At 58.7% G+C, this 12,817-nt stretch carries 10 protein-coding genes; 6 read left to right on the plus strand and 4 right to left on the minus strand.

Features of this window, described 5'->3' with window-relative positions:
- Positions 1-62 precede the first annotated feature (62 nt).
- From NXS98_RS04985 to NXS98_RS05005, 5 genes are read left to right on the plus strand one after another with little or no spacing between them, the layout of a single operon-like run.
- Complete coding sequence (locus NXS98_RS04985) at positions 63-2,195, plus strand: type II secretion system protein GspD (protein WP_283847375.1); 2,133 nt, start codon at positions 63-65, stop codon at positions 2,193-2,195.
- On the plus strand, positions 2,192-4,063 hold the full coding sequence (locus NXS98_RS04990) for a hypothetical protein (RefSeq protein WP_283847376.1): 1,872 nt from the start codon (positions 2,192-2,194) through the stop codon (positions 4,061-4,063). Before NXS98_RS04985 ends, NXS98_RS04990 begins: the two co-directional genes overlap by 4 nt.
- Entirely contained in the window at positions 4,060-4,896 is an 837-nt protein-coding gene (locus NXS98_RS04995; RefSeq protein ID WP_283847377.1) for a hypothetical protein, read from the plus strand. The genes NXS98_RS04990 and NXS98_RS04995 overlap by 4 nt, the downstream gene beginning before the upstream one ends.
- A complete protein-coding gene (locus tag NXS98_RS05000) occupies positions 4,893-5,480 on the plus strand; it encodes a hypothetical protein (RefSeq protein ID WP_283847378.1) in 588 nt (195 codons plus the stop codon). Before NXS98_RS04995 ends, NXS98_RS05000 begins: the two co-directional genes overlap by 4 nt.
- Positions 5,464-7,209 (plus strand): GspE/PulE family protein, encoded by a 1,746-nt coding sequence (locus tag NXS98_RS05005; RefSeq protein WP_283847379.1) that lies wholly within the window; start codon positions 5,464-5,466, stop codon positions 7,207-7,209. Before NXS98_RS05000 ends, NXS98_RS05005 begins: the two co-directional genes overlap by 17 nt.
- Here the strand turns inward: NXS98_RS05005 and folB are convergent.
- From folB to NXS98_RS05020, 3 genes are read right to left on the minus strand one after another with little or no spacing between them, the layout of a single operon-like run.
- Positions 7,157-7,531 (minus strand): dihydroneopterin aldolase, encoded by a 375-nt coding sequence (gene folB, locus NXS98_RS05010; protein ID WP_283847380.1) that lies wholly within the window; start codon positions 7,529-7,531, stop codon positions 7,157-7,159. The two genes, NXS98_RS05005 and folB, sit on opposite strands and share 53 nt — an antisense overlap.
- A complete protein-coding gene (locus tag NXS98_RS05015; protein ID WP_283847381.1) occupies positions 7,528-8,619 on the minus strand; it encodes an NUDIX domain-containing protein in 1,092 nt (363 codons plus the stop codon). Before NXS98_RS05015 ends, folB begins: the two co-directional genes overlap by 4 nt.
- A gap of 3 nt (positions 8,620-8,622) precedes the next feature.
- Positions 8,623-9,447: an inositol monophosphatase family protein gene (locus NXS98_RS05020; RefSeq protein ID WP_283847382.1), complete on the minus strand. Its 825-nt coding sequence runs from the start codon at positions 9,445-9,447 to the stop codon at positions 8,623-8,625.
- 215 nt (positions 9,448-9,662) lie between these two features.
- On the opposite strand from NXS98_RS05020, the gene NXS98_RS05025 reads away from it, so the two are divergent.
- Entirely contained in the window at positions 9,663-10,736 is a 1,074-nt protein-coding gene (locus NXS98_RS05025) for a substrate-binding domain-containing protein (protein WP_283847383.1), read from the plus strand.
- Between the two features lie 6 nt (positions 10,737-10,742).
- Here the strand turns inward: NXS98_RS05025 and NXS98_RS05030 are convergent, their stop codons facing one another.
- Positions 10,743-12,764 carry an ABC-F family ATP-binding cassette domain-containing protein gene (locus tag NXS98_RS05030; RefSeq protein ID WP_343214133.1) on the minus strand — a complete coding sequence of 674 codons (2,022 nt, stop codon included), beginning with the start codon at positions 12,762-12,764 and terminating at the stop codon, positions 10,743-10,745.
- Between the last annotated feature and the right edge of the window lie 53 nt (positions 12,765-12,817).

Consider the following 12,817-nt stretch of genomic DNA (forward strand, 5'->3'; position numbering starts at 1 on the left):
GGGCGTGGTGTCCCGGGAAGTGAAGGGCTGCCTGTGCAGCATCAATTATGCGTTTGCGAGCCATGAGGAATCATAAAACTCTCTCGGTGGCCGTCCTGGTGACAGTCGCCTTCGCTTTGGTCTCTTGCCAGAGTGACAAGCCCAAACCCACCGCCGCCAAACCAGCGTCCTTCCCCAAAAAAGAGGGCAAATACAGCACCTTTTATGACGAGGAAATCCGCGAAATTTTCGATTTGGCGGAACACAACCGCTGGGATGAAGCTGAACGCAAGGCGGCGGTGTTGCGGCAGCGCGCGCCCGAAGATGAAACCGTGAAACGTGTCCAGGATTGGGTGGCCAAAAACCGCCTGCAACAGCGTGACTCCGCGGTGGAAAACAAAATTCGCGAAATTGACGCCAAAAATTCCGCCCTGAACCCCACCCTTCCCGATTTATTGACGGAAAACAAAGACCGGGGCCTGCCGGCGCGCCGTGACGTGCGCGATGCAGTGCAACAGATTGAAGCCACTCCCTACATCCCGGAAAACTACGGTAAAAGCCAGCGGCAACGCTCGCAATTATTTGACCTCGAATCACCGGAAGGCCGTATGGCCAAAATCTTGGAAAAAGAGGTCTCCATTCACCTCGATAACGTGACGCTGGAAGCCATTATTTTCAACCTGGGCCAGGCGGAGGGCATTAATTTTGTGGCCGACAAGAATCTCCCTGCATTCAAGCAAACTCTGAGCGTGAACATGGAGAAAGTGAAATTAGGCGAATTCCTCCGCTATGTATCCCGTAATCTGGACGTGCAATTCCAGGTAGGCAATGACCTCATCTGGATTATTGACGCCAAAGACCCCAAACGGGTGGTGGAGGAAACGCGCATCTACCGTCTGCGGCATGGATTTGTCATCCCTGCGCAATTTGGCCCGGAGCAGGTCAACCGCATCACCACCACCACGCCGCAAGTGACCACCGTCACCGAAAATGTCAAGTTGACCAAATTCGTCAATGACGGCGCGCCGGAAACTCCGGTCATCGAGAATGTCATTAAGCAGTTTTTTACCGGCAGCAAATACCTCATTGATTACGAGCGCAACGTTATTGTTGCCCGAGGCACCCGGGACCAGTTGGAAGTGCTGGACCGTATCATTGAGGAATTTGACCGACCGTTGCAGCAGGTGCTGATTGAAGCGCGTTTCATCACCATCAGCGAAGCGGCCTTTCTGCAATTGGGAGCTGCCTGGGAGACCGCCCGCGATGGCCGCCCTGTGCCTTCACCGCAGGACTTCACCGGCCTGGGCACCTTCTCCGGCCTGAAAAACGACCTCAGCACCGGTATTCAAAAAAGTTGGACCAACATTTTCCCCAAAGTGCTCGGACGCTCAGAACTGTCCGTCACCCTTACCGCCCTCCAACAGTCTGGTGAAGGGCAGACCCTTAGTGCCCCCCGCCTTACGCTGGTCAACAATCTCCCCGCGATGATCAGCGATGGCAAAATCCAATACTACTATGAGGAATACACGGTGAAGCAAACGGTGGGCGCCTACAACACGGCTTCCAGCCTCGTGCCCCAGGGCAAACCCACCAAAATTACCTCCGGCGTTTCCCTCCACGTCGTGGCCAGCATTGGGGGGGATGGCCGCACCATCCTTCTCGCACTCAATCCAGAAGTAAATCAGGACGTCAAAATGGTCACTTTCGCCGAAGTAAAAGATTTTGGTCCCGATGGCAAGGTGTCCGGCTCGTTTGAAATACGGCTGCCGGAATCGCGCACCCAGTCCCTGGCCACCCGGGTGCTGGTGCAATCCGGCCAAACCGTGGTCATGGGCGGCGTGCTGGAGCGTGAACAACGCACCTTTGTGGAATCCACCCCCATCCTGGGCAGCATCCCCATCATCGGCGCGGCTTTCCGCAAGCGCACCGAGTTGAACAAACCCCGCTACCTGCTCATTTTTGTCACCGCCACCCTGCTCACAGAAACGGGTGAATTGCTTATAGCCGAAACGGAAGCACAACCTCCTCGCTCGCTGCCGCGAGTGCAGACCTTGAGTTATCCTCACCCTAAAGTCACCCCCACCAACGCCCCGCCGCCAGCCCCCGCTGCGGCGCCGGCGACGCCCCCCGCACCCGCTCCCGCAGCCGCTCCGGCACCGAATCCCACCGGTGCCGCGCCAGCACCGACGCCACCACCGCTAACGCCCAAACCTTGAGACGTTCAACTGTGGCCCGCGCTTTGCAATTTCCATTTTTATGGGGCATACCGCTACTGCCCGCCAGCCGGGTCATCGGCATTGACCCAGGTAACCGTTGCCTCAAGCTGGTGCTGGCTGAGCGTTGCTTTAACCGCCTGCGCATTCTGGAAAGTGTCCAGATTGAATGTCCCGGCTGGCTGGGCGAGGCCAACCCTAAAGAGGCCGCCGAACGCCTGGCCAGCGCGCTGGAAGAGCTGGGGCCTTATCCGGTGGCTCTGGCCCTGCCCCAACATCGCACACTCTCCCAGGTGGTGGATTTGCCGCCGGTGGAGCGCTCCATTGTCGCCCGCCTGATTCAAAATGAGGTCTATAAACTGAGCGGGTTGGGGCAGTCCCGGGTGGCGTATGACCATGCCCCTTTGCAACCTTTTGGGCGGCACCAACATGCCTATTGGATTTCCCTTTGCCAGGAAAGCGAGGTGGAAGCCTTGGCCGAGCGGCTGGGATTGAATCCTGAAAACATCTGTGGTGCCACTTCCAGCGGCAATGCGCTGATAAATAGCTACCTGGCCCAGTTTCCCGAAACCACAGCCACCGTGCTGGTCAACGCAGGCCTGCGCAGCACCACCGTGGCCATCCTGCTGGAAGGACAAGGCGTGCACCTGGCGAGTTTCGCCCTCGGCGGTGAGCTATTCCTCGAGACCATTGCCCACGCCTTGAACCTCAGTCTGGAGGAGGCGGAACAAAAGGCCATGCACCAAAATCTATTGCAAGGTCCTGATGCCATTCCCGCCCTGCGGACCAGCGTGGATAACTGGCTGGGCGAGTTGATGCGGGTATTTCAAGAATGGCACTCGGAGCAGGGAGTGCTGGTTCCGCCCGCCGATGCCTTCCAGTTTGTCCTGACCGGGAGCATGGCCGAATCTCCCTGGTTTGCCGCTTATCTCAACCGCACCACGGGGCGGCCAGTCTTTGGGCCATGGCCAGAGCGCGAAGAAGGAGTCAATCCCATCCAAGAAGGGCGTTTCGCCATTGCCCGGGGGGTTGCCGCTCAAGCCTTGGGCAAAAGTCGCCAAAGCGCCGCTCTCCTGCCCATGGAGGCGCGTCAGCACTGGCGCAAACAGCGGGAAGATCAGTTATTTCAGACCTTCACCTTTCTCTTGTTATTATTTGCTGGCCTGGTGCTCGGCGTGGGGACCTGGCAAAAGAGCCGTGAAGAAGTCCGCCTCGTGGCTGCGCTGGAAACGGCCCAAAATGCCCAGGCACGAGTGCGCGCATTGAAAGAGTTGTCCCGGCAACATGCCGAGAATTTTGCCCGCCTTCATCCTCTATTGGAACGCGAACAATTCACAGACGATTTATTGCGTTCACTGGCCTGGTTAAGCTCGGTCCGCGCCACCCAATCATGGTGGTATGTACTCTTTGCTGACACGCATACTTACATGGCGGCTCCGCCCGCTCTGGAAAGCCCTGCCGCCACCAATGTCCTTCCGTTGGTTGGCCCCCTGCCTTTGCCGGAAATGCTGCCCGCAACCAATCGGCCGCCAGCGAAACCCGGTTTCGTCGCCGAACTATGCATCCCTGAAGAAGGGGAAGCCCTGCGCCGGAGCTTAAGCCAGACCGTGGCGGCACTCCAACGCAATCCCCGTTTTAAAAACGTGGATACGGTACCCCCGGAACAACGGCGTGCGCTGGCTGAACCCAAGGCCCTGTTGCCCAACCCGGAACGGCATTTTGCCTTGCTCCTTGAACTGGCCACCAATGAATTTTTGACGGTTACGGCTCCGGCAACGAATCCAGCCCCCGCCTCAGGGACAGCGGCGCCTGTCACCCCCTCGGGCATGCGCCCTGCCCGTACCGTGGTTAACCCAGAACGTCAGCCATGATCAGCCCGCAAAAATACCAAATGGTTCAGCGGATTCTCCTGCTAGGGGGGCTGTTTTTGGCCTTGTTTTATTTTCTGGTATTCGTGCCCCTCTGCGAGCGGGTAAACGCCCTGGAAAGTCCCCTCGGACACGCTTGGGCCAACCTTTTGCGTACCCGCCTGGTGGACGCCGACCAGGGCAACCTCAACACCACCCCCCTTGATTTGCGCTTGCGCGAGCTGGAATTGGCGGCTGCCCGGCTCGGCACCTTGAGCAATACCCTGGCCATCCGGCTATCCTTTAACAGCCAGGTGGAGGCCAAAATGCGCCGGTCTTTTCAGTTGGTGGATTTCCAAAATGAACGCCAGCTCCGCCAGGAGGAATTGCTTAGCGCGGCTGCAGTCGCAGGAGTCACGGTGGCCCCCGCTGTCTGGAATGGATATCCCGAATACTCCGCCGACATGGCCAAGCCGGAATTGCTCTGGGGACATCTGACAGTGGCTCATGAAACGGCACTATTGGCTGTACGCTGCGGCATCACCAATCTCATCTCCTTAAACGTGCGCCCGCCGCGAGCCGTGTCCCCCGCCCCTTCTGAGACCGCTAAACCGTTGGGGTACGAATTGCCTGTGACCCTGAACCTCACCGGTTCATGGTCGGCCGTCCTGCGATTTCTGGCCTGCCTTCCTGTCCGCCACGGAGACCCCCTGCCTGCCGGCCTCCCCGAGTTGCCCCCCGGCAAACCTGTTTTTTACCTCGAGCGCATCATGTTACGCAAAGACGTGCCGGAAAATGTGCAAAGTGTTCGTCTGGAAATTCGGCTGTTGGGTGTGAGCTGGGCGCCTGGCCTATGAATTGGGAATCCCTGCAACAAGCCGCCAACCGGCTGGTCAACAAACGCGGGACTGCGTGGGTCATGTTGACGCTGGCCCTGGCCCTGGTCGGGCTGGGGCTGAGCCATATGACCGAAAGCACCACGGGTCTGCTGGCTTTCAGCGCCAATCCCAGAAATGGCACAGAATTGACCTTGCTGGACCATGCGGAAACTCTGGTGCACGGACGTGCTGCAACTGTTGCCCAACTGTTGGGTAGCACCAACAACCTCTTTGTCACCGACTACTTCAAACCGCCGCCACCGCCAACCAACACCCCGCCGCCTCCACCCCCACCGCCGCCCCCACCCCCCATCAAGGTGCCGATTGTTTATCAGGGATTTTGGGCTAACTCCGTTGGGCAGCGCACCGCTTATTTCACAATTGCCGGTGTCAGCATGCCCCTCAAGACGGGCGCTGTAATCACGGGCGGACTGGAGCTGGTGGAGTTTGATTACAAGAAAGCCGTCTTGCGCAATGCGTCGCAAATTAACGTGCTTTTGTTCAACAAGCCGTCTGAATTGACGCTGCCTCCCTCCCCTGTTCCTCATGGAAAATCCCCCTAAAGAAGTTGGTGACCTGCTGCTCGAAGCCGGATTATTGACCGAACGGCAACTGCAACAGGTACGCCGCCATCAAACTCGCACCGGGCGCTCTCAGCAAGCCGCCATTGTGGACCTCAACCTCGCGTCCGAGGAGGACACTTATCGAGCCCTGGCCAAATTGCTGAATCTGGACTTTGTGGACCTGGCCAAAACGGAGGTTTCCCCCCAAGCCATGGAAGCCGTCCCCCTCAAGCTGGTATTCCACCATCGCATGGTTCCCCTGGCCTTGCAGGGAGAAGTCTTGACCGTGGCGTTGAGCGAGCCATTGACCCCACTGGAACAAGGCAACCTGCGCTTGTTGCTCAACAAACGAATCCGCATGGCCATTGCCGCCCCCAGCGCCATCCATGCCTTCCTCAAACAACGTTACGGCCTCGGCGCAGCCACCATTGAAAAATTGCGCGAAGAAAAATCAGCGGCGCCGACGAGTGAAGAAATTATTTTTGATGTTAAATCCCCCGAAACCACCCAGATGGTGGACCCCACCATTGCGGATTTTGTGGACCAAATCCTGCTGGAAGCCCTGCGCCTGCAAGCCACGGATATCCATATCGAACCCTATGGAACTGCCATCCGCCTGCGTTACCGTATTGACGGTCTGTTGCAACCGGTACCTCTGCCCAGCGACCTGCGCCAGTTCTACTCGACCGTCGTCTCTCGATTGAAAATCATGGCCGGCCTGGATATCGCCGAGCGCCGCCTGCCGCAAGATGGCCGCATTGCCATGAAACGGGAAAAAGAAGAGTACGACCTGCGTGTCTCAGTGATTCCCACCAAGTTTGGCGAAGCGGTCTGCCTGCGCATTCTTGGGCGCCAGGGTTTGTTTCGCGACATGACCCAGCTCGGCATGGAGCCGGAACAAGAGGCAATGTTTGCCGAGTTGACACAGCTTTCCCAAGGCATGGTACTGATCACCGGCCCCACCGGCAGCGGCAAAACCACCACCCTCTACGCCGCTCTGGCCCATGCCAATGATGAATCCCGCAAAGTCATCACCATTGAAGACCCGGTGGAGTACCGCCTCGAGGGCGTTCAACAAATTCAGGTCCACGACGATATTGGTCTGACTTTTTCCGCCGGCCTCCGCTCGGTGCTCCGCCACGATCCCGACGTGGTGCTCATTGGTGAAATACGCGACCAGGAAACGGCGGAAATCGCGGTGCGCGCCGCCCAAACCGGCCATCTGGTCTTTTCCACCCTCCACACCAACGACAGCGTCAGTGCGGTGACCCGCCTCATGGACATGCGGGTGGACCCTTATTTGATTGCCGGCTCCCTGGTTTGCAGCATCGCTCAACGCCTGGCCCGCCGCGTGTGCAAACATTGCGGCCAGCCGGACCCCGACATCCCGGAACGCATCCGCCAGGAGATAGCCGAAGCCCTGCGGCTGCCGCCGGGCCAGGTGCGCGCCTGGAAGGGCGCCGGCTGCGTGGAATGCAATCAACAGGGCTGCCGCGGGCGCATCGCGCTCTACGAGTTCTTTTTGGTCAACGATGAAATCGCCGATTTAATTGAGCCAGGCGTCAAGACCAATCAATTGCGGGAGGCGGCCCGGCGTCACGGCTGGGTGTCCCTCCGGGAACAGGGATGGCGCAAGGTGCAAAACGGGTTAATTCCCTTGAGCGAACAACAGCGGCTCACTTACAAGGTGGCTCCCCGTTCCTTTGGAGACGCCGCACCCGGACACTAACCCAACGTGTTTCCGGCAGGATAAATTTTTTGACCTCAACTTCCACCGCCGCCGGTTGGAACTCGCGCAATACCACGTCGGCAATTTCCACGGCCAAGGTTTCAATCAGGCGCCAGCTTCGGCCCTCACCAAACTTCAACAGGCGCCGGGTCAAAGCATGATAGTCCACGGTTTGCCGAAGGTCATCCGCCGCCGCCGCGGCGCTGAAGTCATGGTACAAAGTAAGACTCAGGAGGAGCCGTTGCGGGCGGGCCCGTTCCTCGGGAGGCACTCCCACACAGTAATGCACCTCCAAGTCCTCGATATGAATTTGGTCGGTCATGTTTGGTTCCGCCGGGCGCCGCTCCGCACCGCTTCCAACAATACACGGGTGGGCGTGTTCAACGGCAATTGCAAAGCCTCTTCCATCGTGCACCAGCGGAACTCCTGCGCTTCGTCATTGAGCTGCACCACCCCCGCGGGACACGCCTCGCACGTGTAATTCAACAACAGGAAATGGGCCGGCCGGTAAAACTCCGGCGATTGGATGCAATCCTGCACCATTTGAAATTGAATACGGTCAATTTCCAAGCCGGTTTCCTCTTTGATTTCCCGGCGCAAGGCCGCTTCGGCCGTTTCCCCGCCTTTAATCTTGCCCCCGGGAATGCCCCACAAGTTGGACCACTTATGCGTGCGCAACATAAGAACCCGGCGGTGGCCGGGATGAAAAATGAGCGCTCCCACGGTTGCCACCGGCATGACTACCCCCGCCGCCGCCAGGTGTTTGTCCAGACATAACTGGCATTGTTCAAGAATCTGGCGCAACTCGCCCAGATGCTCCACGATTAAATCCGGTTCGGCGGCCCGCAACTGGTTGAGGGTGTTATACCCCGTCAACACCGCACAGGACCATACCCCACCATGCCGGGCCGTTTCAATGTCGTGCTCCATATCCCCGATGAAAAGGGTCTGGCGCGGCGCCAGTTGATGGGTGGCCAGGATTTCATGGATTTTCTTACGCTTGTCATACACCTGCACGTAAGGATGCTCCAGCAGTTCCCCAAAACCCGTGGCGTTGGCCTGGATTTCATAATAACTGGGATGGACACTGCTAAGCACAAAAGTGCGCAGCCCCCTGGCCCGGCAAAACTCCAGAAAGCCGCGCGCGTGAGGCAGTTCGGTCACCAGATGGGCCACCTCTTGGAAATGCCCGTGGAACCATTGTTCCAGTTGTTCCATGGGTAGGCTGGGAGTGTATCGGTCGTAAAACTTTTTGAAGGGCAGGCAGAACTCTGCCCGGAACTGCTCCAGGGTCAACTCCGGCAGCCCCGCCTGCCGGAACACGTAATTGGTGGCCTGCCATGCCGCGGGCAAATCGTCCACCAGCGTCCCAGACCAGTCAAAAATGACGTTGTGAATCCGCTCGTCCATGCCTCACCATAGACCACGCAAGACCCTTTGCAACTCCCGGCCCAGGCGTCCATTTTCACCCAGCATCTTATAACGCTGCTCGCCCGGTTGCGGCCGAAACTCAAACCGCCCGCCCGCACATTCAATCAACAAGCCCCCGGCGGCGATGTCCCACAACCTGACCCCTTGCTCGAGGTACAAGTCCATGCGCCCGCTCGCCACGTACGCGAGGGACAATGCCGCCGCGCCCATGATGCGCACCTTGCGCACTCGATGCGAAAGCCGGTTGAGCACAGCCAGTGTCTGGCGTATCACTGCGGGGCTTTTGGAAAACCCCGAGGCCACCACGGCCTCGGCCAGGCGGGCACAGTTGCTGACTCTTATCACCCTGCCATTCAAGCGAGCCGGCCGCCCTCGTTGGGCTGACCAAAGCTCCTGGACAAAGGGATCGTACACCACTCCGGCCACCGTCAGATAACCATCTGGATAAACGCCGGATAGCACCGTTGAATCCCCCGTATGAAGCTGCAGGGCAATCGAAACACAGGCATGGGGAATGCCGTGCGCAAAATTGACGGTGCCATCAATCGGGTCCACCACCCAGCGTTGCGCGGCATGGTCACCGCCGGCGTTTCCTTCCTCGCCCAGTACCGGCACGCCTGGAAAAGCCCGCTGCAAATGCCGCACAATCATGCGCTGACATGCTTCATCCAGCGCCAATTTGATATCATGGGCATGAGTTTCTTTAACCACTTTGGTCCGTCCCAATTCCCGGCGCATCCGCTCGCCCGCCGCCAGAGCGGCTGCCTCGGCGACTTGTAATGCCCGCTTAATTTCTGATGGAGTCATAATCCAGATGGAGCCTTCAACCGGTATTTTTCTGCTCTGCGGCCTCCGGCCCCTGATGCGCAGGCATTTTGCCCCCTTCGTTGAAGTGAGCAAGAGTTCTTTCTCTTTCAGGTAATTCGTTTATGCCGGATTCTTCTCTGGGCACGCGGTGAGTCCTCGGGAGCGCCAAATGCTATTGACGTTGCCAGTCACTTTATTTCACCATTTTTCTACACATGGCCGTGTTGCCACAACGGTTATTGCTGACGGACCAAACCACCGCTCTCCTGCGGGATTTGGCGCTCAAAGGTCATTGGGGCAACAGCCTGCCCAGCGAAGCCGATTTGTGCCGCGAATTCCAAATCAGCCGCGTCACCCTCCGGCGTGCGCTCCTCCAACTGGCGCGGGAAGGCATCATTGTGATGGGGGGCCGGGGACGGCATCATCGCATCATCAGCCCTGCTGCCGAAATCGGCCCACCACAAGGGCACACGGTGCGAATGCTCAGTCCTTACCCGCGGCACCGGGTCAATACCACCGCCCAACTGGTTCAAAATGCCCTTTTAGAGCGGTTGGCCAAAGAGGGCTACTTGATGCAACTGGAAGTGCATCCCGGGCTTTATCAGCGTTTTTCGGAGCGTGAAATGAAAAAGCTGCTGGCCTTGCCGGACACTGCCGGCTGGCTGCTTTATCTTTCCTCGCGCGAGCAACAAGAATTTCTGGCTCATGCCGGGGTTCCCTGCGTGGTGCTCGGCACGGTGCACCCTGGCGTGGCCCTGGCCAACGTGGAATTTGACGTCCGCTCCAGTTGCCGCCACGCCGCCGGCTTATTTCTGGCAAGGGGCCGCACGGAAATGATTTTTTTAACCCCGGAACCCATGACCGCGGGAGACAAGGCCAGCGCTGCAGGCTTCACGGAAGGCGCGGCTCATGGCCGTCCGCCAGGCAATGCCCGGCTGGTGACTTACGATACCACCGTCCCTGATTTGTGCCGGGTTTTGCGTCAAGAAATGGAGCGCCATCCCGCTCCCAATGCGATACTAGTCGGTTGGCCTGAGCATACCTTTGCCGTGCTGGGGTTCTTGCACAAACTGGGGCGCCGCGTCCCGGAGGAGGTGGCCGTGATTAGCCGGGTGGATGACCAATACCTCGCTTACAGCGTCCCCTCGGTGGCCCGCTATAAAGTGGATGGAGAGCGCATGGGCCGCCGCGCCGCGGAATTGCTGCTGGACCAAATTCATCACGGCCCGGGGAAAATTCGCTCCATCCGGCTATTACCGGAATTTGTGCCGGGTGAGACTTTGGGATAGGGCAGTTCACTGCCCGCTAGTTGCCGGAAATGAGTCCGGCGCATTGCCCTCGGCCTCCATGGCGTGCAGGCGCATGGCCTCGGTCTCCCATTCCGTATGCAGGGCCGGCAGCCGCGCGACTAATTCCTGTAATTCCCTATTGATGGCCACGGTGCGTGAGCTGTCCGCGTAGGTGGCGGGGTCTTCCAAGGCCCGCGTCAATTCCGCCTGGCGCTGCTCCAGCGCGACGATTTGTTCTTCCAATGCCTGCACGCGTTGCCGTTGCTCACGCAAGGCGCGATGCCGGGCATTTCGCTGCTCCGCCGCCAGACGGCGTTGTTCGCGTTTCCATTGGGCAACACTTGAACCTGCCGCGGCGGATGCCAATTTACCCGCCGGCGCGGATGCCGCCTCGGCCGCGGCCTTTTGCTCGGCCCATTTTTCGAGATAGTAATCATAGCCCCCGGCATAATGGAACAGACGGCCGTGTTCCACCCGCACTACCTGCTGCGCCAGCGAACGGATGAAGTAAACATCGTGGCTGATGAAAATGAGCGTTCCTTCAAATTGATCCAATGCCGCCAGCAAGGCGTCGGTGCTGGCCATGTCCAGGTGGGTGGTCGGCTCGTCCATGAGCAGCAGATTGGGCGGGTCCAGCAACAGCTTGACCAGCGCCAGACGGCTTTTCTCACCGCCGCTTAAAACTCGCACCGGTTTGAAAACATCATCACCGGAAAACCGAAACCCTCCCAGCACCGTCCTGACGTACTGTTCTGTGACCCGCTGTGGCGTGTCCAGAGCTTCTTCCAACACCGTCCGCTCAGGCCGCAACATTTCAGTGCGATACTGGGAATAGTACCCCACCCGGACGCGGTACCCGACAATCCTTTCGCCGCGCTGCACGGGAAGCACGCCCGCAAGCAGTTTTAACAGGGTGGATTTGCCTGCACCATTCGGGCCCACCAAAACGATGCGCTGCCCGCGTTCCGCCAGAAAATCCAAATGCTCATAGACCACTTGTTCGCCGTAGGCGTGGCGAACGCCCTTCAATTCAATAACCCGCTGGCCGCTGCGTTCCGGCTGCGGGAATTGGAAATCCATGTCTGGATCATCCGCCAGCGGCGCCACGATCTTGTCCATGCGCTCAATTTGTTTGAGCTTGCTTTGAGCCTGGCTGGCTTTGGTGTTCTTGGCGCGAAATCGCTCCACAAAGGCCATCAGGCGCGCAATTTCACGTTGCTGATTCTTGTAAGCGGCCCAGAGCTGCTCCTCGGCAGCCTGGCGTTGCTCCAGATAAGCATCGTAGTTGCCGGTGTAACGAATTAACCGCTCCTGCCTGATTTCCACGATGGCGCCAGCCAACTGATTCAAAAACTCCCGGTCATGGGAGGTCATCAGAATGGCGCCAGGAAAGGTTTTCAGGTATTCTTGAAACCACAACAAGGACTCCAAATCCAAGTGATTGGTCGGCTCGTCCAAGAGCAGCAAATCCGGCTCCATGACCAGCAGGCGCGCCAGGTGCGCCCGCATAATCCATCCCCCGCTCAGTTCCCGCAAGGGGCGCTCGAAGTCCCGTTCGCGAAAACTCAACCCCAGAAGAATTTTGCGCGCCTTGACTTCGACACGATGCCCTCCCAGCTCTTCAAAACGCGCATGCCAGTCATCCTCAGCCTCCAACCCGGGGGAGGACGTTTCGTTTTCGACCTTGAGACGTCTTCGCAACTCGGCGTACTCCGGCGAAACTGCCGTGGCCAGTTCCAGGACGGTTTCATAATCTGCTGGCGCATTCTCCTGCGGCAAATAACCTATCCGCAAGCCTCGCTGACAGGTGATTTCACCTGCATCGGCGCTTTCCTCGCCCAATAAAATCCGAAACAAGGTGGTTTTGCCGGCGCCATTGGGGCCTACCAACCCCACCCGGTCACCAGCATTCAAACAAAGCGTGACATCGCGGAACAGCGTCCGCCCGCCGTAAGTTTTGGTGATGCCTGACAGCGTCAACATCCGGGCGGCGATGATGCGAAAGCCCGGCTCAACTTGCAATGCCACAGCCGGAGCCAGGCCACAATTCGTCTTTGCCCAGCGGGGCAGCAAGGGATAAG

The organism is Fontisphaera persica, assembly GCF_024832785.1.
Lineage (GTDB): Bacteria > Verrucomicrobiota > Verrucomicrobiia > Limisphaerales > Fontisphaeraceae > Fontisphaera > Fontisphaera persica.